Source organism: Frateuria sp., from assembly GCF_035695185.1.
In the GTDB taxonomy this organism is placed as follows: Bacteria; Pseudomonadota; Gammaproteobacteria; order Xanthomonadales; family Rhodanobacteraceae; genus Frateuria_A.
Map to the genome: position 1 here is coordinate 20,747 of NZ_DASSES010000178.1, position 20,581 is coordinate 41,327.

General features: G+C 69.3%; 14 protein-coding genes and 1 riboswitch. Of the genes, 6 read left to right on the forward strand and 8 right to left on the reverse strand.

All coding sequences use genetic code 11. The annotated features are described in order from the left end of the window. The first annotated feature begins 65 nt into the window (after nucleotides 1-65). Together VFH59_RS14310 and VFH59_RS14315 are read left to right on the forward strand one after the other, a co-directional pair. Nucleotides 66-818, forward strand: a complete 753-nt coding sequence (locus VFH59_RS14310) for a GntR family transcriptional regulator (RefSeq protein ID WP_325165581.1) — start codon at nucleotides 66-68, stop codon at nucleotides 816-818. A 43-nt stretch (nucleotides 819-861) separates the two neighbouring features. Further along, a complete protein-coding gene (locus VFH59_RS14315) occupies nucleotides 862-2,454 on the forward strand; it encodes a tetratricopeptide repeat-containing sulfotransferase family protein (protein ID WP_325165582.1) in 1,593 nt (530 codons plus the stop codon). A gap of 121 nt (nucleotides 2,455-2,575) precedes the next feature. Here VFH59_RS14315 and VFH59_RS14320 read toward each other — a convergent pair whose 3' ends face one another. Next, a complete protein-coding gene (locus VFH59_RS14320) occupies nucleotides 2,576-5,659 on the reverse strand; it encodes a TonB-dependent receptor (RefSeq protein ID WP_325165583.1) in 3,084 nt (1,027 codons plus the stop codon). A gap of 343 nt (nucleotides 5,660-6,002) precedes the next feature. Beyond that, nucleotides 6,003-6,225: riboswitch (cobalamin riboswitch) on the forward strand. A 119-nt stretch (nucleotides 6,226-6,344) separates the two neighbouring features. Between VFH59_RS14320 and btuB the strand changes: the two genes are divergently transcribed. Together btuB and VFH59_RS14330 are read left to right on the forward strand one after the other, a co-directional pair. Continuing rightward, nucleotides 6,345-8,195, forward strand: coding sequence for a TonB-dependent vitamin B12 receptor (gene btuB / locus VFH59_RS14325; protein WP_325165584.1), 1,851 nt, complete (start codon nucleotides 6,345-6,347; stop codon nucleotides 8,193-8,195). A 202-nt stretch (nucleotides 8,196-8,397) separates the two neighbouring features. Further along, nucleotides 8,398-11,580 carry an efflux RND transporter permease subunit gene (locus VFH59_RS14330; protein ID WP_325165585.1) on the forward strand — a complete coding sequence of 1,061 codons (3,183 nt, stop codon included), beginning with the start codon at nucleotides 8,398-8,400 and terminating at the stop codon, nucleotides 11,578-11,580. Nucleotides 11,581-11,591: 11 nt separating this feature from the next. On the opposite strand, the gene VFH59_RS14335 is transcribed toward VFH59_RS14330, so the two are convergent. Further along, a complete protein-coding gene (locus VFH59_RS14335) occupies nucleotides 11,592-12,887 on the reverse strand; it encodes an MFS transporter (RefSeq protein WP_325165586.1) in 1,296 nt (431 codons plus the stop codon). 36 nt (nucleotides 12,888-12,923) lie between these two features. Further along, entirely contained in the window at nucleotides 12,924-13,529 is a 606-nt protein-coding gene (locus VFH59_RS14340; protein ID WP_325165587.1) for a DUF2239 family protein, read from the reverse strand. A 200-nt stretch (nucleotides 13,530-13,729) separates the two neighbouring features. On the opposite strand from VFH59_RS14340, the gene VFH59_RS14345 reads away from it, so the two are divergent. Continuing rightward, entirely contained in the window at nucleotides 13,730-14,263 is a 534-nt protein-coding gene (locus tag VFH59_RS14345) for an acyloxyacyl hydrolase (RefSeq protein ID WP_325165588.1), read from the forward strand. A gap of 34 nt (nucleotides 14,264-14,297) precedes the next feature. Here the strand turns inward: VFH59_RS14345 and VFH59_RS14350 are convergent, their stop codons facing one another. The 5 genes from VFH59_RS14350 to VFH59_RS14370 all read right to left on the reverse strand — a co-directional run bounded on the left by VFH59_RS14350 (nucleotide 14,298) and on the right by VFH59_RS14370 (nucleotide 19,439). Next, nucleotides 14,298-15,821, reverse strand: a complete 1,524-nt coding sequence (locus VFH59_RS14350) for a DHA2 family efflux MFS transporter permease subunit (protein WP_325165589.1) — start codon at nucleotides 15,819-15,821, stop codon at nucleotides 14,298-14,300. Between the two features lie 135 nt (nucleotides 15,822-15,956). Then, entirely contained in the window at nucleotides 15,957-17,162 is a 1,206-nt protein-coding gene (locus tag VFH59_RS14355; protein ID WP_325165590.1) for an efflux RND transporter periplasmic adaptor subunit, read from the reverse strand. Between the two features lie 9 nt (nucleotides 17,163-17,171). Then, complete coding sequence (locus VFH59_RS14360; protein WP_325165591.1) at nucleotides 17,172-18,635, reverse strand: efflux transporter outer membrane subunit; 1,464 nt, start codon at nucleotides 18,633-18,635, stop codon at nucleotides 17,172-17,174. A 23-nt stretch (nucleotides 18,636-18,658) separates the two neighbouring features. Then, nucleotides 18,659-19,117 carry a MarR family transcriptional regulator gene (locus VFH59_RS14365; RefSeq protein WP_325165592.1) on the reverse strand — a complete coding sequence of 153 codons (459 nt, stop codon included), beginning with the start codon at nucleotides 19,115-19,117 and terminating at the stop codon, nucleotides 18,659-18,661. Nucleotides 19,118-19,190: 73 nt separating this feature from the next. Then, a complete protein-coding gene (locus tag VFH59_RS14370; protein ID WP_325165593.1) occupies nucleotides 19,191-19,439 on the reverse strand; it encodes a hypothetical protein in 249 nt (82 codons plus the stop codon). A gap of 274 nt (nucleotides 19,440-19,713) precedes the next feature. Between VFH59_RS14370 and VFH59_RS14375 the strand changes: the two genes are divergently transcribed. After that, a complete protein-coding gene (locus tag VFH59_RS14375; protein ID WP_325165594.1) occupies nucleotides 19,714-20,556 on the forward strand; it encodes a helix-turn-helix transcriptional regulator in 843 nt (280 codons plus the stop codon). The last annotated feature ends 25 nt before the right edge of the window (nucleotides 20,557-20,581 follow it).

The window sequence follows — 20,581 nt, forward strand, 5'->3', positions numbered from 1 at the left end:
GGAGGCTATGCATACGTTTTCATGGCGGCTTGCCGCAAATGGTGTGAGATTGGTATGGTTTCGGCATGGAGACCGCGCTCGCCACCGAATACCGCCGCCTCTGCGAAAGCCCCGATACGCGCCAGCCCCTGGCCTATCTCAGGCTGCGCCGGGCCATCCGCACCGTGGTCGAGCATCGCGACATCGAGCCGGGCCAGGCGCTGCCCAGCGAACGCGACCTTTCGCAGGCGCTGGGGCTCTCGCGCGTGACCGTGCGCAAGGCGATCGCCGGCCTGGTCGAGGAAGGCCTGCTGACCCAGCGCCACGGCGCCGGCACCTTCGTCGCCGAGCGCATCGTCAAGCCGATGTCGCGGCTGACCAGCTTCACCGAAGACCTGCGCGCGCGCGGCCTGAACCCGCGCTCGGAGTTCTTCGAACGCGGCATCGGCGAGGTCACGCCGGAGGAGGCGATGGCGATGAACCTCTCGCCCGGCGCGGCGGTGGTGCGCCTGCACCGCGTGCGCTATGCCGGCGACGAGCCGCTGGCGATCGAGCGCAGCGTGGTCCCGGCCAGCGTGCTGCCCGACCCGATGCTGGTGCGCGATTCGCTCTACGAGGCGCTGGAGCAACGCCATGCCCGGCCCCGCCGCGCGCTGCAGCGACTGCGCGCGGTCTCGCTGAGCGCCCAGCACGCCCGGCTGCTGCACGTGGCCACCGGCAGCGCCGGCCTGAGCATCGAGCGGCGCAGCTTTCTCGACGATGGCCGCGTGGTGGAGTTCACCAGTTCCTGGTACCGCGGCGACATCTACGACTTCGTGGCGGAATTGCACACCGACTGAGTGACTGCGGCGGCAGCCTGCGCAAGGGCTCTACAATCTCCGGATGAATTCCGACGCCAGCGTTTCGCCCGCCCCGTCGCCCTGCAGGCAGGCCCAGCGGCTGATCGCCGAAAAACAACCGGCGCAGGCGCGCGTGGTGCTGGAAGCCCACCTCGCGCTGCAGCCACGCGATGTCGAGGCACGGGTGCTGCTGTCCGGTGTGCTGCTCGACCTCGGTGACCTGCGGGCCGCGACGGCGCAGTTGCTCGAGGCCGTACCGGCGCTGCCTGACGAGCCGGCGCTGATCGCCAAGCTGGCCCGTTATCTGTTCCTCGCCGGCGAATCGGTCGCGGCCCGCGCCTGTTTCGACCATCCGACAGTCGCGGCGACCCGTTCGGGACCGGCGCTGGCCAACCTCGGCTACGTGCGACAGATGCTGGGCGAGTCGGCCCCCGCGCTCGAACTGATGGAGCGCGCCCATGCGGCCGGTGTGGACAGCGCCGACTTGCATTACTACCTGGGGCTGCTCTGCGATTTCAACGGTCGGCCGGAACAGGCCGCCGATCACTTCCTGACCTGCCTGGCGAAGGATCCGTCCGACGGCAGGGCCATGCTCCAGTGGGCGCGCACGCAGCGGGTCACCCCGGCGACCCAGCACCTGGAGGCGATCCGCCTGGCCCTGCGCTCGGTGGAGCCGGGTAGCGTCCGGCATGCCTCGTTCGAGTTCGCCCTGTACAAGGAGCTGGAAGACCTGGGCGAATACGACGAAGCCTGGCGCGCGCTGCATCGCGCCAACGGCATCATGCGCACGCGCAACCCCTACAATCCGCGCTACGAGGCGGCCTTGACGGATGCCATCGTGGCGCTGCCGCTGGGCGAAGCGGGCGGCGCCGATCGCCCGCCGCCGCCCGGCCCGACGCCGATCTTCATCGTGGGCCTGCCGCGCTCGGGGACCACGCTGCTGGAGCGGGTGCTGGGCAACCACTCCAGCATCCACCCCGCCGGCGAGCTCACCGACTTCTACCGGCAGCTGCGCTGGATGACCAACCGGCATGGCCACCGCACGATCGACCCGGGCGTACTCGGGCGCTGCACGGAAATCGACTTTGCCGAGCTGGGCCGGCGCTACCTGCAGCAGACGCAATGGCGTGCCCAGGGCAGGGCGTATTACGTGGACAAGATGCCGGTCAATTTCCAGCTTGTCGGCCTCATCCGTCGCGCCCTGCCGCATGCGCCGATCCTGCACATGAAGAGGGAGCCGGTCGAGGCCTGCTTTTCGAACTACAAGGCCATGTTCAACGACGCGTGCGCCTACAGCTATGACCTGCCGGGGCTGGCCGATTACCACCATCATTACCAGCGCCTGATGGACCATTGGCACGCCGCCTGTCCGGGCGCCGTGCTCGACGTTTCCTACACCGCGCTGGTGCGGCAACCGGAGGTGACCGTGCGCCGCATCCTCGCGTTCTGCGGGCTGCCCTTCGAAGCGCGCTGCATCGACACCTCGCGCAACGACCAGCCGGTCTCGACGCTGAGCAGCGCCCAGGTGCGTGAGCCGATCCACGCGCGTGGGCTGGAGGACTGGAAGCGCTACGCGGCGCAACTGGAACCCTTGCGCGAAGCGCTCGCCGGCACGGGCGATCCCGGGGGCGCCTGACAGGCGCTGAGCGAGAGCCATCGAAAAAAAGAGGCCGCCTCGCGGCGGCCTCGTCCCGACTTTCCGGGGGCCCGGCCCAAGCGGCCGGACCCCCGGTTGCCAGGTCGGATCACGCCTCCCGTCAGAGCGAGAAGTCGTACTCCGCCGTGATGCGCACGTAGCGCGGCGGCTGGAAATCCCTCGGGATGCCGAAGGTGCTGCCGTAGCGGGTGAACTTCACGTACTGCTGGTTCGGATCGTTCGGATCGTAGTTGGCGCCGGGGACGCCCTGGCCGACCTTGCGGGCGTACTCGCCGCGCTCGTCGCGCTTGACCACCGTGTGGCGGTTGAACACGTTCATGATGTCCAGACCGAAGGTGAGCCCCTTCATCCAGTCCGGCCGGTACTGCGCGCCGATGTCCAGGTTCCACAGCCACGGCTCGTTGCCCACCGAGCCACGCGGCACCACCTGGCCATTGCAGGCGAAGAAGCTGCTGCCGCCCAGGTAGGACGACACGCCACCCTGCTGTGAATAGGCCGCGGGGTTGACGCCCAGGCAGTTCTCCGGGCGGCCGCTCTGCACCAGCAGGTTGCCGCTGAGCGTCCATTCGCTCGCCGGTTCCCACGCGCCGTACACCTTGAAGGTGTGCCGGCGGTCGTTCGGCAGGTTGCCGTTGGCGCCGATCATCAGCTCGGGGAAGTCGAAGTCCTGCGTCACGCCCGTGTCGGACTGGGCGTTGTTGAAGTCGGACTTGACCAGGCCCTCGGTGTTGCCATGGTTGTGTGCCCACACGTAGGAGGCCTTGAAGTACCAGTGATCGGCCCACTGCTTCTCCAGGCTGAACTCGACGCCGTCATACTTGCGCTTGGCCTCGGGCAGGCCGAGTTCCTCCTTGGACAGGTGCACCTCGTCCAGCGTGCCGTCGCCGTTGACGTCGATCGAGAAGTCGGCGGCATGACCCGGGTTGACGATCCAGCAGCCCGGCATGGTCTCCGGCGGCGCGCTCGGATCGGCGCCGTCCAGGCCATGGGCGACCGCATAGTTGTAGAACGGGGTCCAGTTGCAGAAATCGTCGATCGTGTTCTTCAGGTCGCGGTGGATGTAGCGCACGCCGGCGGTCCAGTTTTCCGACAGCTTCTTGTCCACGCCCAGGATGAATTCCTGCTGCTTGATCGGCGAGAGGCTCTTGTCGGCGACGGCGCCGGCCGGCGGGGTCAGGCCGCTTTCGCCGTTGACGACGCCCGACAGCAGCAACTGGTCGAGGACCGGTGCGTCCGTACCGTCATCACGCACGCCGGTGTAGCTGTAGACGTCGTAGCGGTAGAGCGAGGCGGAGGCGCCGCGCAGCGCCACCGTGGCGGCGATCGGCAGCGAGTAGAGCCCGGCCGAGCCGTAGACCTTGAACGAGGAATCGCCGTTCACGTCCCACGAGAAGCCGACGCGGGGCTGCCAGATGTTGTTCTGCTTGACGAACGGTTCGCCGTCGCCGTTGAGGTTCTTGAACGAGTCGTTGCGCACGCCCAGGTAGGCGAGGAAGTTGTTGCTGATGTGCCAGGTGTCCTGCAGGTAATAGGACTTCTGGCGGACATCCACCTGTGCGCCGGTGTTGAAGTAGTAGCCGATCACGTAGCCATCGGCCGGGTTGGTGGTATCGCCCACGTACTCCCACAGCACGCCGCCCTCGTAACCCTGCGAGCCGGTATCGGAGGTCCACCGGTCGTCGACGTAGCCTGCGGCGAGGTCGTGGTCGCCCAGCACCCATTCCAGGTCGACGCGGCCCTCCTTGCGCTCGTCGCCGCCGCCACGCTTGTCCAGGCCGCCCGCGAAGGAGCAGCCGGACAGCGGGGCGACCTCGCCGTTCAGGGCGGGGGTGCGGGCGTCGACGATGTCCGGGCAGCCGGGCTGGTCGAGGTTGAGCGGGTTGCCGTCGTACTGGAAGTAGGCACCGTCGCTGCGGATGGCGAACTGGTCGCGCGAGTACTTCAGGCGCCCGTACTGGGCGCTGAGGGTGAAGTCGTCGGTCAGGTAGCCGGTGTACTTCAGGATGTGGGTCTGGCCGCCGCTCTTGGAGTAGACCGAGCCCTGGTAGTCGCCGCGCTGGCCATCGAAGTCGCCGAAGGAGGCGTAGTAGATGTTCTCCTTCTGGTTTTCGGTGTCGTTGAAGCCGGTGTACTCGAGGATGTTGCTGTCGTTGATGTTCCAGTCCAGCTTCACCAGCCAGTAGGGGTTCTTGTAGTTGCGGGTGTTGGCCTTGGCGGAGACCGACTCGCCGCCCGGCACCCAGGTGCCGTAGGACTGGGTGTCGGTCCGGGTCTCCTGGTACAGGCCGTAGATGAACAGGCGATCCTTGATCAGCGGGCCGCCGAACCATCCGGCATAGGTCTTCTGCGTTTTGTCGTACTGGTCGTTGCCGTACTGCAGGACGCCGCTGTTGAGATAGACGGCCGGGTCATGCCCGCGCAGGGCGTTCGGGACCCAGTCCACGCGCGCACCGCCCTTCCACTCGTTGGTACCGCGCTTGGTCACCACCGAGATCACGCCGCCGGTGGCGTAGCCGTACTTCGCACCGTAGCCGCCGCTCTTGACTTCTTCCTGGTCCACCGCCTCGAACGGCACCTCGGAGTAGGTCAGGCTCTGGAACTGGTTGGTGACCGGGAAGCCGTTGACGTAATAGCTGTTCTCGGCCGCGGAGGCGCCATTGAACACGGCGATGTTGCCCAGGCTCTGGTCCGCCGAGCTCACGCCGGGGGCCAGCAGGGCGACCGCGGTTTCGTTGCGTGCCACCGGCAGCCGCTTGAGCTGCTCGGCGGTGAACACGGTGGTCGCCTCGACCGAACTGATGTCGATCGCCGGCAGCGTGTTCGCGGTGACCTGGATGGTGCCCAGGCTCTGGGCGTTGCGGCCGGCGGCCGACACCAGGTTGAAGTTCGAGCCCTGGCCGGCGACCACGGTCAGGTCGCGCGCGTTGGAGGCGCCATTCTCGGTGACGGTGACCCGGTACGTGCCCGGGACCAGGTTGCCGAACGCGAACCGCCCGCTGTCATCGGCGACCGTGGCGCGGGTTGCGCCGTTGCTGAGGTTCTGTACCTGTACGGAGGCACCGGAATCGACGGTGCCGAATACCGAGCCCATGGTGCTCTGGGCAATGGCGCCGCCCGAGATGCAAAGTCCCATTGCCATGGCAAGCGCCGAACGCTTCAGGCGCAGCTTGTGCGTAGATGTCATGCTGATTGGATCTCCCCAGATAGGTCCGAACGGACCAAACCAGGCCGACGGAAATGCTCCGCAGCCCTCCAAGCCGGAGACGAGCAACCAGCGCAAGAAGTTACGTTCACCCCGCGTAGGCAGGCGAGACGCCCTCTCGTCTCCGAGTGATCGCCGGCAGGCCCCCACCTGCTTAATAAACTAGGCAATCAACCCAAACCTATCGGCGGGCTCGGCGGCTTGTCAACAATTTCTTAGCAGTTGCCTCTTGCGTCCGGCATGACGGCCGACACGCTCCGCGCGTGTCGCCGGTCGCATTCCGCTCGCCCGCGTGCCCGGCGGAGCGCACCGGCGTGCCGTGTGCTAAGTTGATCGCAATCCAAGGTTTCCCCGCGGCGACGCGGGGATGAAACGGGAAGCCGGTGACCCGCCCAGTGCGGCCAGGCCGGCGCTGCCCCCGCAACGGTAGGTGAGACAAGCCGGCGGCCTTACGCCACTGTGCCTCGTGCACGGGAAGGCGCCGTCCGGCGGTCGCGCATGACGCGGCACTCACGAGCCCGGAGACCGGCCTGGACCATTGTCTGGTGACCTGCGGAGGGCGGGCCGGAAGATCGTGCCGCCTGCCCCGGGGCCGCTTCGCCGTCATTCGCATGCCTCCAGCCCATCCAGCCATGGGCCGTGCGCGGGTGCGCGGCGAAGGACCCCAATGAAGAAGACCCTGCTTGCCGCCACCCTGTGCGGCAGTTCGTTCGCCGCCCTCGCGGCCGATGCCACCAAGCCGGCCGCGCTCCCGCCGGTGATCGTCACCGCCACGCGCACCGCAATCACGGTGGACGATGCGCTCTCCTCCGTCACCGTGCTCACCCGCGAGGACATCGACCGGCTGCAGCCGGTGTCGCTGATCGACCTGCTCCAGGGCCTGCCCGGGGTGACGTTCGCCCAGTCCGGCGGGCTGGGCCAGCAGAGTTCGCTGTTCCTGCGCGGCACCAACTCCTCGCACACGCTGTTGCTGATCGACGGCGTGCGCGTGGGCACGGTGAGCGCGGGCATTCCGGCGTTCGACCAGCTGCCGCTGGACCAGGTCGAGCGGATCGAGGTGGTGCGCGGACCGCGCTCGAGCCTTTACGGCGCCGATGCGATCGGCGGCGTCATCCAGATCTTCACCCGGCATGGGCCGCGCAACGGCGGACTGGCGCCCTCGCTGCGGCTGGGCACCGGCAGCCGCGGGTACGCCGATGGCCAGGTCGGCCTGGCCGGCGGCGACACGCACGCCTGGTACAACCTGAGCCTCGGTGGCCAGTACACCCGCGGCATCAACGCCTGCCGTGTCGGCGCGGCCACCGCCTTCGCCGGCTGCTTCACCGACGAGCCGGACGCCGATGCCTACCGCAACCGCAACGCGCTGGCCAACGCCGGCTACCGCTGGGGCGACGGCACGGAGCTGGCCGCCACCTGGCTGCGCAGCGACAGCCGCGTGGAGTTCGACGGCGCCCCCTACGGCAACCAGCACCACAACCGGCAGCAGGTCGCCGGTGTGCGGCTGGGCTTCGACCCGCTTGCGCCCTGGAAGGTCACCCTGGCCGCGGGGCAGAGCCTGGACGAGCAGCGCACCGACAACGACGGCGTATTCGTGGGCTACGGCAACTCGCGGCGCGACCAGGCCTCCTGGCAGAACGACCTGAGCCTGGCCGGCGACCAGCTGCTCACGCTCGGCATCGACTGGCAGCGCGAGCACCTGTCCAGCGATACCGGCTACCTGGACGACAGCCGCAGGGATACCGGCGGCTACGCGCAGTACCAGGCCGGTTTCGGTCGCCACGAAGTGCAGCTGTCGTTGCGCCATGACGACAACCAGCAGTTCGGCGGCCACACCACCGGGGCGGCGGCCTGGGGCTACGGCTTCGACCACGGCCTCAAGTTGTCGGCCAGCTGGGGCAGCGCCTTCCACGCGCCGACCTTCAACGATCTGTACTACCCCTACGGCAGCGGCAACCCGGATCTCAAGCCGGAGACCTCGCGCAGTGCCGAGCTCGGCCTGGCGCAGCAGCAGGCTGGCTGGCACTGGGCGCTCAACGCCTACCGGACCACCATCGACCAGTTGATCTCGCTCGACGCCAACTACTTTCCGCGCAACATCAGCCGCGCACGCATCCGCGGGCTGGAGGCCCAGGCCGGTACCGGGCTGGCGGGCTGGCGGGTGGAGGGCTACCTGACGCTGCAGCGCCCGGAGAACCGCGACGGCGGCGCCAACGATGGCCACCTGCTGCCGCGCCGTCCCGAGCGCACCGCGCGGGTGGAGCTGGACCGTCGTTTCGGGGCGTTCGGCGTGGGCGCCACCGTACTTGTCGCCGGCGCACGCTACGACGACCTGGCCAACCAGCACCGGCTGGGCGGCTATGCGACCACCGACCTGCGCGCCAGCGTCGCCGTCGCCACCGGCTGGCAGCTGGAGGCGCGGCTGGCCAACGCCTTCGACCGGCACTATGAGACCGTCTACTACTTCAACCAGCCGGGGCGGAGCTGGTACCTGACGCTGCGCTACACGCCCGGGGGCTGAACGACACCCTGGCACCCGCAACGGGCCCTGCCTTTCGGCAGGGTCCGGACTTCAGGCACATCCTCCGCCGCAGCCGGCCGGGCATAACGGACGGCATGACCTTGCCCATCCTCTGGCCCACGAACCACGCTGCGCCCTCGCGCTACGCTAGGCACTCCCGCGCGGCTCCCGCCACGCGCCTTCCCCGCGGTACGGACGCCCCGTGAACATCTTCGCTCCCCTGATCCGCCGTCCGATCGGCACCTCGCTGCTGGCCGTGGGCCTGACCCTGGCCGGCTTGTGGGCCTACCTGCTGCTGGGCGTGGCGGCGCTGCCGTCGCTGGATTTTCCCGGCGTCTACGTGGTGGCGAGCCAGCCGGGTGCCAGCGCGCAGACCATGGCCAGCACGATCCTGGCGCCGCTGGAACGGCACCTGGGCCGCATCCCGGGTGTCGACGAGATGTACGGCAATGCCGCCGAGGGCCAGGCCTCGGTCATGGTGCGCTTCACCTTCGACCGCACCGCCGACAGCGCCGCCCGCGACGTGCAGGCGGCGATCAATGCGGCCGCGCCGGACCTCCCCTCGGGCATGCCCGCCCCGCCGCAGTATTTCAAGTTCGACACGTCGCAGATCCCGATCCTGTTCATCACGCTGACCTCCTCGGGGATGCCGCAGGACCAGCTGTTCGACCTGGCCGATACGCTGCTCAAGCCGGCGGTCTCGCAGATCCCCGGCGTCGCGCAGGTGCAGGTGTTCGGCGGCACCCCGCACGCGGTGCGCATCGAGCTGGATACCGATGCCTTGGCCGCCAAGGGCCTGACCGCTAACGACGTGGCCAACGCGCTGCGGGCGGCCAATGTCACCTCGCCGCAGGGCACGCTGAGCGACGGCCGCACGCAGATGACCGTCACCGCCAGCGACGGTCTGCAGAGCCCCGACGAATTCGCCCACCTGCTGATCGCGACGAAGCATGGCGTGCCGGTGCGCCTGGCCGACGTGGCCCGCGTCTACGGCGGCCAGCAGGACAAGTACCAGGGCGCCTGGTTCGCCGACGCCAGCGGCAGCGCGCGCACGGTCGGCCTGCAGATCACCAAGCGGCCGGAAGCCAACGCGGTGGCCACGGTGGAGGCGATCCGCGCCAAGCTGCCGCAGCTGCGCGCCTCGCTGCCGGCCAGCCTGCAGATGCACGCGGTGTTCGATCTCACCCAGACCACCAAGTCGGCCCTGCACGAAGTCGAGGTGGCGCTGCTGATCTCGATCGTGATGGTGGTGCTGGTGATGCTGGTGTTCCTGCGCCGGCTACGGCCGACACTGATCGCCACGCTGAGCGTGCCGCTCTCGCTGGCCGGCGCGTTCGTGGCGATGTGGGCGCTGGGCTACACCCTGAATACCCTGTCCCTGGTGGCGCTGGTGCTGTGCATCGGCTTCGTCGTCGACGACGCCATCGTGGTGATCGAGAACATCGTGCGCCACATGGAGCACGGCATGCCCCCGCTGCAGGCGGCGCTGACGGGCGTCCGCGAGATCGGCTTCACGGTGGTGTCGATCACGCTGTCACTGGTGGCGGTGTTCGCGCCGTTGCTGTTCGGCAACAACATGCTGGTCATGCTGCTGCGCGAGTTCTCGGTGACGCTGACCGCCGCGGTGGTGATCTCGGCGATCGTCTCGCTGACCCTCACGCCGGCGCTATGCGGGCGGCTGCTGACCGCCGAGCCGGCCGACCCGCCGCCGCCCGGGCGGATCGAACGGGCGGTGGAGAACTTCGACCGCGCCCTGCTGAAGCGCTACGAGCGCGCGCTGGACTGGGCCATGCACCATCGCCGGCTGATGCGCTGGCAGCCGCTGCTGCTGCTGGTCCTGACCGTGCTGCTGGGCATTGCCGTGGGCAAAACCGCCGGCGGCACCTTCATGCCGGACGAGGACACCGGCCAGCTGCAGGCGCAGATCACCGCCGACGCCAACGTCTCGCCCGAGCTGCTCACCGAGCGCGTGCTGCAGGTGGCGAAGATCATCAAGGAGGACCCGGCCGTCGAGGACATGCTGACCATGCTGGGCGGCAACGGCGGCGACGGCGGGGCGGTCGGCAATTCGGCACAGATGTTCATGGACCTGAAGCCGCGCGGCGACGCCCCGGGCGACCGCCAGATCGGCGCCAAGGAGGTGGTCGAACGCCTGTCCAAGCGGCTGGACAAGCTGGCCGGCGTGCAGGTCGAGATCAGCATCGCGCAGTTCCTGGGCGGCGGCGGCAGCGGCGACCGCGGTGGCCAGTACGAGTTCCAGCTGGTCAGCGACAACGGCGGCGACCTGCAGCCGTGGACGCTCAAGATGGTCCGCCAGCTGCGGGGCGTGAAGGAGTTCCGCGACGTCGGCAGCGACTTCGACCAGGCCGGCAAGCAGCAATTGCTGAAGGTGGACCGCGAGGCCGCCGGCCGCCTGCACGTGAGCATGGGCGACATCGATTCGGCGTTGTACAACTCGTTCGGGCAGAACCCGGTCTCGGTGATCTACTCGGACATCAACCAGTACCGCGTGGTACTGACCTCGGCCGGCGCCGAGTCGATCAGCCCGCAGTCGCTGCTCAACATCCACGTGCGCAACGGCAGCGGGCGGATGATCCCGCTGTCGGCGGTGGCCCACATCGAGCCGAACATCGCGCCGATGCGCATCCGCCACCACAACCAGCTGGAGGCCGCGACGGTCACCTACAACCTGGCCAAGGGCGTGGACCAGCAGCGTGGCGTCAAGCTGGTCGAGCAGGCGGCCTTTGCGGTACACCTGCCCGACGGGATCCGCGTGGACTTCACCGGTTCCAACCAGCGCCTGCAACAGGCCAAGTCCAACGGCATGATCCTGCTGCTGGCCTCGATCGTGGCGATGTACATCGTGCTGGGCATCCTCTACGAAAGCCTGGGCCACCCGCTGACCATCCTTTCCACGCTGCCCGCCGCGGGCATGGGCGCGTTCCTGGCCATGCTGGTCACGCAGACGCAGCTCTCGCTGATGGCGATCATCGCGATCCTGATGCTGATCGGTATCGTCAAGAAAAACGCGATCCTGATGGTCGACTTCGCACTGGTCGCCCAGCGCGAGCGCTCGCTGCCGCCACCCGAGGCGATCCGCGAGGCGGCGCTGGTGCGCTTTCGTCCGATCACCATGACCACCCTGGTGGCGATGGGGGCGGCGCTGCCGCTGGCGATCGGCTTCGGCATCGGCTCGGAGATGCGCCAGCCGCTGGGCATCGCGATCGTCGGCGGCCTGCTGGTCTCCCAGCTGCTGACGCTGCTCAGCACGCCGGCGATCTACCTGTGGGGCTACGACCGCAAGATCCGCAAGGCCGCCCGCCGCCAGCGACGCGAGGAGAAGAAGCGGCTCAAGGCGCTGGGCAAGCAGCAGACGGCGAGCTGAGATTCCCGGGTTCAGGCCGGCGCGCCGTCCGGGCGCGCCGTGCCGATACCACGCAGGGCCGGGTTGGCGAGGCACCCCAGCGCGATCGCGCTGAGGATCAGGCCGGCACCGGCGAACAGCGCACCCAGCGACACCAGCTTGAGCAGGCTCCCGGCCAGGGCTGCGGAGACCGGCCCGATACCCATGAAGGTGAACATCAGCAGGCTCATGGTGCGGCCCATCATGGCCGGCGGCACACGCTGCTGGATCCAGGTGACGATCGCGATCTGCGCGATGCCGGCCAGCACGCCGACGCCGGCCAGCAGCAGCGCGCCGTACACGGTGCTGTGCACCAGCGCCAGCGTGGCGAGCGCGAGGCCGGCCAGGGTATCCATGCACAGCACCAGCATGCCCAGCCGGTTGCCCACCGCACGCGCCACCCTTCGCGAGAGGAAGCCGCCCACCAGCATGCCGCCGCCGTTGGCCGTCATGAGGATGCCCAATGACGCGGCGCCCAGGTCCATGCGGCTGTTCGCCAGTACCGGCAGGCCGACCTGCATCGGTCCGCCGACGAAGGCGGTGACCACCGCGGCGTAGAGCATGAACGCGCGCAGCGGCAGATCGGCCCAGACCTGGCGCACCCCGGCCGCCACGTCGGCCAGCACCCCACGGCCCATGGCGCGCGACTGGCCGTCGGCCGGGGTGCGGATCAGCCAGAGCGAGGCCAGCGAGGCCAGGAAGCTGGCCGCATCGATCACGAACGCCAGGCCCAGCCCTCGGGCCTCGGCCGCGCCATGGCCGGCATGGGTGCCGATCACCAGACCGGCCAGGGCCGGCCCGACGAACAGGCTCAGCTGGCGCATGCCCATGAAGAAGGCATTGGCCGGGGCCAGCTGGGCCGGCGCCACCAGCTGCGGCAACAGGGCCGAACCGGCCGGGTAGGCGAAGGCGGTGGCCAGGCCGATGCCCAGGGCGATCACGTAGATGGCCGGCATGGCGATTGCGCCGGTCAGCACCAGGCCGGCGAGCAGCGCCACCAGCAGTGCGTTGGCGCCGCGCGCCAGCAGCAGGATCCGTCGCGCGGACAGCCGGTCGACCATCGCCCCGCCGATCAGCATGAAGATCGCCCGCGGCAGGGCCATGGCCGCCAGCACCAGGCCGAGCGCGGCGGGGCTGCCGGTCAGTCGCAGGACCAGCCATGGCAGCGCGACCAGGGTGAACTGGTCGCCCAGCGCCGAGACCGAACTGCCGCCGAACAGGAGGCGAAAGTCGCGGTTGGCGAACAGCGGCGCAGGGGTGGTGTCGTTTTCCATCGAGCGGTTGTCCATGCGGTCGTCCTGGGTGATGGGGAAAGCGGTCTTGCTTCAGGGGGCCGGCGCGCGACCGGAGCGGGCCGTGTCGGCGGCGTCCCAGGCGAGGGTCGCCAGGTGACGGAGATGCCTGCGCACGTCGGGCGGCCAGCGCCGGGTCAGTTCGTCCAGACGCGCGCGCTCACCGCGCCAGAACGCCCGGCTGGCTTCCTCGTAGCCGGGCAGGTTGCCGGCCATCGCCAGCATGAAACGGTCGACCGCTTCAGCCGACTCGCGCGCCCGCTGCGCCCCGCCGCCGTCACGGCTGGCGTGCTCGACCAACCGGCGCAGCGCCGCCGAGGCGCCGCCGGGCTGGCTCCCGAGCCAGTCCCAATGGCGCGGCAACAGGGTCACTTCCCGCGCGATGACGCCCAGCCGCGGGCGACCGGGTCGACGCGGCGCGGGCGGCGCGGGCTGCAGGCGCGCCCGTACCTCCGCCTCGCTGCCGCGCAGATCGAATTCGACCGGGTGGCCAGTGTGGTCGTCGAATGCCAGCAGCGGTCCGGCCGACCCGGCCTCGTGCGCGCGCTTGACCGCCAGCGCCACCTCGGCGCATGGGCCGGAAGCGAGCAGGCGGTCGCCGTCGAAGGCGGTGCAGGGGGCCTCGGGAGGAGGGTGCATGGCCGGAAGGGGCAAGGCGGAGGGCCTCTAATTTACCCGGGTTCAAATGGCCGTCAAGCCTGACCGTGCCGCAGTACCGCCGTGCCCATGGCGTCGGCGCGACACGGCGTTGACGGCCATGGACGAAAGCTACACCCGGCGGAAGGTAGATATTAAACTAGGCAGTACACAAACCTTCCCTCCCCAAAGAAAGGTCTCCCATGCCCTTCTCATCTCCCCGCCTGCTCCGCGGCGTCCTGGCGCTGCTGCCCGCCGGTATCGCCCTGCCCGCCACCGCCGCCCACTTCGAGGTGCAGGGTGGGCGCAGCTACATGGACTCGCACGGCGCCAATGCCGCCTTCGTCGAGGCCACCTTCGCGCCGCATGCGATCGGCCAAAGTGGACGATTGGAATGGTCGCCCGACGTGTCGGCGGGCTGGATCGATCGCCGGGACCTGCCCCGCTATCGCAACGCGGACTACCCCACCGATCGTTCCGTCGCCCTGCTGGCTGCCGGTGCACGCTTCCACTACGGCGCGCCCGATGCCTGGTATCGCCCGCTGTTCTTCAGCTTCCAGCTGGCGGGCACCAACCGCACCACGCAGGGGCTGTCCAGCCACTACCAGTTCGTCAGCACGCTGGGCTGGCAGGGCAAGCACCTGAGCCTGCAGATCCGCCATATTTCCAACGGCGGCTTCAACGGGCCCAACCACGGCGAAACCATGGCCCTGGTCGGCGTCGGGTTCGACTTCTGAGAAACGAAGAAGGCGCCCGCGGGCGCCTTCTCTTTCAGTGCCCGCCGCCCGCCGCGGGGCCGGCCTTGGCGATGAACGGCGGCCGGGTCAGCCAGATCACCAGCACCAGGCTGAGGAAGACCCAGCCGAGCACGTGGAAGACCTCGTTGAAGGAGATCTGGTAACCCTGCTGCGTCGCCATCTGGTTGATCATCGCGGCGGCCGTCTGCGGATCGCCCATGTGCTCCATCGCCGCGCGCGTGGTCGGGTCGTACGCGGTGACGTGCTCGACCAGCTGCGCGTGGTGGGCCACCGCACGGCGCTCCCAGAACAGCGTGGTGATCGAAGCCGAAAAGCTGCCGCCCAGCGTGCGCAGGAAGGTGGCCAGGCCCGAGCCCGAGGCGATCTCGTTCTGCTGCAGGTCCGAAAGCAGGATGGTCAGGATCGGCATGAAGAACAACGCCACGCCCAGGCCCTGGATCAGCTGCACCAGCGCCACGTGGTAGAAGTCGACGCCGATGTAGAAGTCCGAGCGCATGAAGCAGGTCACGCCCAGCACGATGAATGCCACCGAGGCGACCGCGCGCAGGTCGAACTTGGGCGCGAACTTGCCGACGAAGAAAGTCAGCAGTACCGGCAGCACGCCGATCGGCGCGGTGGCGAAGCCGGCCCAGGTCGAGGTGTAGCCGAGGTTGCGCTGCAGCCACAGCGGCATCAGCAGGCTCATCGCGAAGAACGCGGCATAGGCCAGGATCAGTGCGATCGTGCCGTAGGTGAAGTTGCGGTGGCGGAACAGGCGCAGGTCGACGATCGGATCCTTGTCGGTCAACTCCCAGATCAGGAAGATCGCGATGGAGATCGCCGAGACGATGCTGGTGACGATGATGAAGGTGGAGTTGAACCAGTCCTCGTCGTTGCCCTTGTCCAGCACCACCTGCAGCGCGCCAACGCCGATGATCAGGGTGATCAGCCCGACGTAGTCGATCTTGGGCCGCTGGGTCTGGTCCACCCGCCCGCGCATCTGGTTGGCCACCACCATGCTGGCGAAGATGCCGATCGGCACGTTGATGAAGAAGATCCACGGCCAGGAGTAGTTGTCGGTGATCCAGCCGCCCAGGATCGGGCCGGCAATCGGCGCCACCACCGTGACCATCGCCAGCAGCGCCAGCGCCATGCCGCGCTTGGCCGGCGGGTAGATCGAGATCAGCAGGCTCTGCGTGATCGGATACATGGGACCGGCCACCGCGCCCTGGATCGCGCGGAACAGGATCAGCATGCCCATGCTCTGCGACACGCCGCACATGAACGAGGTCAGCGCGAACAGCAGGGTCGACCAGATGAACAGCTTCACCTCGCCGAAGCGGCGGGTGAGGAAGCCGGTCAGCGGCAGCGAGATGGCCATGCTGACCGCGAACGAGGTGATCACCCAGGTGCTCTGGTTCACGCTCACGCCGAGGTTGCCGGCGATGGTCGGCAGCGACACGTTGGCGATGGTGGTGTCCAGCACCTGCATGAAGGTGGCCAGCGACAGCCCGATCGTGGTGATCGCCATGCTGGGTGGACGGTATTGGGTGGTCATGGGCTGCGCCGGTGTCGATGGTTGCCGCCTCCCCCCTGCGCACAGGAGGAAGGCCGGGAGGGGGTTGGTCGGGGTCGCCGTGAGGCTGCCCCCTCCCCAACCCTCCCCTGCAGGCAGGGGAGGGAGCTGCCCCGCCTACTTGCCGTTGCCGGCCATGTTGGCGTGGATGATCTGCGCGATCAGGTCATCGGCCTGGTGCAGCTGCCGCTGGTAGACATCGGTGCTGAAGGCCGGCTTGGACGGTGGCTGCTGTGCCAGCATCGGACCCTGCTGGTTGTGCAGGTCGACCGTCACGTCGGTGGACAGGCCGATGCGCAGCGGATGCTTGTCCAGCTGGCCCGGGTCGGCGAACACCACGCGTACCGGCACGCGCTGCACGATCTTGATCCAGTTGCCGGTGGCGTTCTGCGCCGGCAGCAGCGAGAAGGCGCTGCCGGTGCCCACGCCCAGGCTCTGCACCATGCCCTTGTAAGCCACGTCGCCACCATAGACGTCGGCGTGGATTTCGACCGGCTGGCCGATGCGCATGTCGGTGAGCTGGGTTTCCTTGAAGTTGGCGTCGATCCACACCTCGTTGAGCGGCACCACCGCCATCAGCGGCGTGCCCGGCGCCACGCGCTGGCCGAGCTGCACCGAGCGCTTGGCGACATAGCCGTCGACCGGCGCCACGATGGTGGTGCGCAAGGCGTCGAGATACGCGGCGCGCAGCTTCGCGGCGGCCGTCTGGACGTCTGGGTGCGAGGCCACCACGGTGGCGTCGACCAGCACCTTGCTGGTCTGGTACTGCTGGGTGGCCGCGGTCAATGCGCTCTCGGCCGCGGTCAGCTCGTCACGGGCGTGCGCCAGTTCCTCGGCCGAGATCGCCCCGGACTTGGCCAGGTCGCGACGGCGGTTGAAGTCGGCGCGCGCCTTCTCCACCGCGACCTTGCGCGCGGCGACGTCCGCCTGTGCGCCGCTCACGGTGCTGTACAGGCCGCGCACCTTGCGCACGGTGCTGGCGAGGTTGGCCTTGGCTTCGGCCAGCGCGACGTCGGTGTTGCTCGGGTCGAGCTTGATCAGCACCTGTCCCGCCTTGACCCGGTCGCCATCGTCGGCGCCGATGGACACCACCGTGCCCGGCAATTGCGGCGTGATCTGCACGACGTTGCCGTTGACGTAGGCATCGTCGGTGCCTTCGTACCAGCGGCCGTCGAAGTAGTACCACAGGGCCCATCCGATCAGGGCGAGCAGCACCACCACGCCGAGTGCGCGCAGCAGGAAGCCGCGCTTGTTCTTCGCGGCCGGCCGGCTCTGGTCGGGCTTGGTCGCGTCGTGGGGTTGGGAAGCAGGCTGGCTGGACATGGAGAAGCCTTAGGAATGAGCGGGGATGGAGGGAGTGGAGGCGGTCTGCCGGCCGGCCGGGGCCTCGGGGCGGTAACCCCCGCCCAGGGCCTCGATCAGCTGCACCGAAAGGTCGACCTGCTGCGCCTTGAGCGCGGCCATGCGCTGCTCGGCGAGCAGCAACTGCTGGCGCACGCTGAGCGCCTCCAGGTAGCTGCCGACGCCAGCGCGATAGCGCTGCTCGGCCAGGCGCCAGGCCTCGTTGGCGGCATCCAGCGCGCGCTGCTGCGCCGCGACCTGGGTCGCCAGCGACTGCTGCGCGGCGTAATCGTCGGCAACCTCGTTGAGCGCGCCGACCAGGGTCTGGTTGTACTGCGCTACCGCCAGGTCGTACTGCGCGTCCTTGCCGGCGAGGTTGGCGCGCAGCCGTCCGCCGTCGAAGATCGGCAGGCTGAGCGACGGCCCCACCTGATAGAACAGCGAGGAGGCCCGCAGCAGCGGGTTGCCACCCATGGCGAGCAGGCCTGCCATGGCGCCGAGCTTCACGTTCGGCAGGAACTCGGTCTTGGCGACGGCGATGTCGTGGCCGGCCGCCTCGACCCGCCACCGCGCCGCGACCAGGTCGGCGCGATGGCCAACCAGCTCGACCGGCAGGTCGGCTGGCACCGCCAGGGCGTCGGGCGTCAGCGGCTGCGGACGGTCGATGTCCAGGCCACGGTCCGGACCCTTGCCGAGCAGCACCGACAGCGCCGAGCGGGACGCGTCGATGGCGCGCTGGGCGACCGCCAGCTGCTGCTCGGCGGTCGCCACTTCGGCGTCGCCCTGCTTGAGCTGCAGCTGGCTGTCCAGGCCGGCATGGACGCGCTGCGCGGTCAGCTCGCGCGCCTTGCCGGCGCGGTCGAGCTCGGCCTGCGCCAGGTCGTGCTGGGCGAAGGCGTAGCCGAGCTGTGCGTAGGCGCGGGCGACGTTGCCCGACAGCGCGATGCGTGCAGCGCGCGCCTCCACTTCGGCGGCACGGGCCTGGCCCAGTGTGGCTTCCCACGCGGCGCGCTGGCCGCCCCACAGGTCCAGCCCCCAGTCGAAGCTGAGGTAGCCGAACTTGGCGACGGAGAAATGCGCGTTCTCGCCGAGCAGGCCGGACGGCGGCTTGGCACCGGCCACGCTGGCGCCCAGGCCCAGTTGCGGCTTGCGAGCGGCATCGGCGAGGCCGGCGGCCGCCTGCGCGGCGCGCGCACGCGCGTCGGCCGCGGCCAGGCCAGGGTTGCCGGCCAGCGCCTCGTCGATCAGGGCGTCCAGTTGCGGATCGCCCAGGCCGCTCCACCAGGCGTGGTCCGGCCAGGCGGCCGGCGTGAGGGTGGCGTCGGCCAGGCTGCGCTGGGTCTTCAGCGCGGACGGATCGAACAGCTTGCCGTCCGGATGCAGGCCGCCGCTGCTGGCGCAGCCGGCCAGAACGAGGGTCAGTGCGGTGGCCGCCGCAAGGAGTTGCAGACGCATGGTGTGGGGATTCCGGGTGAGGGTCAGTCTTTGTCGCGCAACGCGTGCAACACACGCGTCAGGTAGTCGTGCAGGCGCCGCCGCTCGGTCTCGCCGAGCGAGCGCTGCGCGGCTTCCAGGACACGCTCGTTGCAATCGGTCAGCTGCTGCCACAGCGCGTCGCCTTCGGCGGTCAGCTCGATGCGCAACGCGCGCCGGTCCTGTTCATGCGGGCAGCGGCGCAGGTAACCGCGGCCCTCGAGATGGTCCAGCTGCCGGGTCATCGCGCCGCCATCGAGCTCGACCGCGCGGGCCAGTTCCGAGGCCGTCATGGGGCCCAGCCGGGCCAGCCGCTTGAGGATCAGGAACTGGGTGAACCGCAGCTCCACGCCGAGCGCGGCCAGCTCCGCCTCCATCGCGCGCACGATCTCCGAGCGCACCAGGCCGAGCAGGACGCCCAGGCTCTCTTCAGGCGCAGGATGCGCGAGGGATTCTGTAACCATGCCGTGCATTCTATTGCCGAAAGGATATTTGTCAAGGCAAATATAGCGGCAACGGCATTTGTTCGGGCAAGCGTCAGGCCGCGCGTACCTGGCGTGACGCCAGCTCGTCGCGCACCAAGGTGGCCAGTGCCGGGTCGCGGATGGCGAACAGCTCGAACACGCCCAGCGCCTGCAGCGTCGGCAGCAGTGCCAGCAGCCGCGGCTCGGCCTGGCGCCGCGCCGGCTCCGGCGTGGCCGGGTCGAGCATGAGTTGGGCGTGCACCACGAAATCGACGAGGGCGTCGGTGTCGGGCGTGGCGGACGGCGGAGTGATGAGCGACATGCCGATCTCCTGGGTCTGGGGCGTCGTCGGGTCGGCCACGGTCGCGCACTTGAACCGAGGGGCTGACCCTCCTCCACGAAGGACGCTGCAACAGGCAGGGGCGTGACAGCGTCCGCGCGGCGGGCGGAGGGGGAGGTCCGCGACGGACCCGCGCGTCGTGCACGCGGGTCGGCAACCAACCTTAGCCGGCGGCAGTTACCATGGGCAGGCAGTCGACACTGCTGGTACCCCCACTACCACCCGTTTCCCCCCGGGGCTCACGATGAGCACGCACATGCAACGCACCGAGCTGAAGACCTTCCTGCGCGCGCGCCGCGCGGCGCTGGCGCCCGAGGTCGTGGGCCTGCCGCGGGGACAACGGCGGCTGACGCCGGGCCTGCGCCGGGAGGAAGTGGCCGCGCTCGCCGACGTCGGGCTCACCTGGTACACGTGGCTGGAGCAGGGCCGGCAGATCAACGTGTCGGCCGCCGCGCTTGCGCGCATCGCCCGCGCCCTGGCGTTGTCCTCCAGCGACGAGGCGTACCTGTTCGCGCTGGCCGGGCTCACCCGGCCCGAACCCGCCCCCGCGCGCATCCAGGTACCCGCGCCGATCCTGGGCATGCTCGAGTGCTACCAGGGGCCGGCGTTCGTGCTCGACCCGCTGTTCGACCTGCTCGCCTACAACCGCTACGCCGACTTCCTGTTCGACTTCGAGGCGGTGCGCGGGCCGTTCGCGCGCAACCACGTGTGGAACGCCTTCATGCATCCGCCACGGCGGGTGCTCTACCAGCCGCACTTCATGCGCAGCGCGGCCAACCTGGTGGCGATCTTCCGCATGAGCCACGCCGCGCACCCGGACGATGCGCGGTTCGACGCACTCGTCGAGGCCCTGGTGCAGACCAGTGCCGAGTTCGCCGGCCTGTGGGAGCAGCAGGAGACCGCGCCGCTGTCGGCGCTGGAACTGCCGCTGTACGACGCGCGCCTGGGCCATTTCTGCGTGCATTCGACGCGCCTGCCGATCCGCGATGGCCAGGCCGACGGCGCGATGGTGTTCTGCTTCGTCCCGGTCGACGCCGCTTCCACGGCCTGCTTCGCGCGCATGGTCGCGCTGGTCGACGGGGCGCCCGTGCCGGCGTGAACGGCTGGCGCCGCTACCACGCGCA

Coding starts and splice junctions, on each gene's coding strand:
- VFH59_RS14335 (WP_325165586.1), bottom strand. CDS start 12,887: ATGGACAACCGCTCGATGGAAAACGACACCACCCCTGCGCCGCTGTTC.
- VFH59_RS14350 (WP_325165589.1), bottom strand. CDS start 15,821: ATGACCACCCAATACCGTCCACCCAGCATGGCGATCACCACGATCGGG.
- VFH59_RS14320 (WP_325165583.1), bottom strand. CDS start 5,659: ATGACATCTACGCACAAGCTGCGCCTGAAGCGTTCGGCGCTTGCCATG.
- VFH59_RS14375 (WP_325165594.1), top strand. CDS start 19,714: ATGCAACGCACCGAGCTGAAGACCTTCCTGCGCGCGCGCCGCGCGGCG.
- VFH59_RS14365 (WP_325165592.1), bottom strand. CDS start 19,117: ATGGTTACAGAATCCCTCGCGCATCCTGCGCCTGAAGAGAGCCTGGGC.
- VFH59_RS14315 (WP_325165582.1), top strand. CDS start 862: ATGAATTCCGACGCCAGCGTTTCGCCCGCCCCGTCGCCCTGCAGGCAG.
- VFH59_RS14370 (WP_325165593.1), bottom strand. CDS start 19,439: ATGTCGCTCATCACTCCGCCGTCCGCCACGCCCGACACCGACGCCCTC.
- VFH59_RS14345 (WP_325165588.1), top strand. CDS start 13,730: ATGCCCTTCTCATCTCCCCGCCTGCTCCGCGGCGTCCTGGCGCTGCTG.
- btuB (WP_325165584.1), top strand. CDS start 6,345: ATGAAGAAGACCCTGCTTGCCGCCACCCTGTGCGGCAGTTCGTTCGCC.
- VFH59_RS14360 (WP_325165591.1), bottom strand. CDS start 18,635: ATGCGTCTGCAACTCCTTGCGGCGGCCACCGCACTGACCCTCGTTCTG.
- VFH59_RS14355 (WP_325165590.1), bottom strand. CDS start 17,162: ATGTCCAGCCAGCCTGCTTCCCAACCCCACGACGCGACCAAGCCCGAC.
- VFH59_RS14340 (WP_325165587.1), bottom strand. CDS start 13,529: ATGCACCCTCCTCCCGAGGCCCCCTGCACCGCCTTCGACGGCGACCGC.
- VFH59_RS14310 (WP_325165581.1), top strand. CDS start 66: ATGGAGACCGCGCTCGCCACCGAATACCGCCGCCTCTGCGAAAGCCCC.